The organism is Streptococcus sp. HMSC076C09, assembly GCF_001837905.1.
Lineage (GTDB): Bacteria > Bacillota > Bacilli > Lactobacillales > Streptococcaceae > Streptococcus > Streptococcus parasanguinis_I.
In genome coordinates, this window is record NZ_KV834611.1 from 1 (window position 1) to 992 (window position 992).

At 27.9% G+C, this 992-nt stretch carries 1 protein-coding gene; it reads right to left on the reverse strand.

Going from position 1 to position 992, the window contains the following annotated elements; genetic code table 11:
• Window positions 1-283: 283 nt before the first annotated feature.
• Entirely contained in the window at window positions 284-652 is a 369-nt protein-coding gene (locus HMPREF2704_RS01700; protein WP_070845482.1) for a hypothetical protein, read from the reverse strand.
• Window positions 653-992: the final 340 nt, after the last annotated feature.

Below are 992 nucleotides of genomic sequence, written 5' to 3' on the forward strand. Positions count from 1 at the left end.
CGATAACCACAGCAACTCCTTCTAAACGATGAAAGGAATATCCGCCGTGGCTATCTATTTACTTTTTTTCTTTTACTTTTGTAAGTTACTTTTGTTATTTTTACTTTTTCTGTATTATATCATATTTTGATTGAATTGTCATCTGAGATAGTGATTAAAAAAAAACTGGAAATTTTTTCAATTGTACATTTTCTTATACCTCAATTTGTAAAATTAAGCTAATCAGAAAAAGAGTTCTACATATAAATAGAACTCTTATAATCTGGCATATTTCGCGTACTCTCTAGTTATTCTTTAATGCTTCTTTAATTTCACCGATAGTTGCTGAAACAGTTTTATCTTGGAATGATTTTACTTCTCTATTGCCATCTTTATCAATAGTTTCAACTGGACTACTGTAATCATCTGTTGAACTAGTTGTAAAACCACCGGCCTTGTCCGCAATAATTAGTTGGTCATCGGGTAGATTTGAGAAATATTCATTAATTTCTTTTTCAGACTTATTTTTTAGAAGTTCCTTATAAATTTCAATTGTTTGATTTTCTTTTTGGCCACTTCCTAAAGAATTGGCAACAACAGGGTTTAATAAAGCATATGAAATTAATCCCACAGTCAAAATAGTTAATGTTAAAGGTAAAATTTTTTTAGTCATTTTAAGACCTACTTTCTTTTTTATTTATTAAGAGTATGCTAATAAGCTGTTTTCTTCTTTAAAATCTTTACATTTTACTGGATAGGCCTCCCCCATCCAGCCTCATTATATTATTGTTTTTGTTAGAATTCAATTTATTGTGTGTGAAACTAGTTCCAGAATTTGAACTTTAAATTTTTTATTATACATTGATTATCATTGAAAATAATGTACAAATCGATTTCTTAGATTTGAGGATGTTATGTACTAGAAAACATACAAAATACCACCCCAGAATAATGTACAAAATAAAAATAAAGTACACTTTTTAAAGAATGTACTTTATGCTTCTAATTCAGTT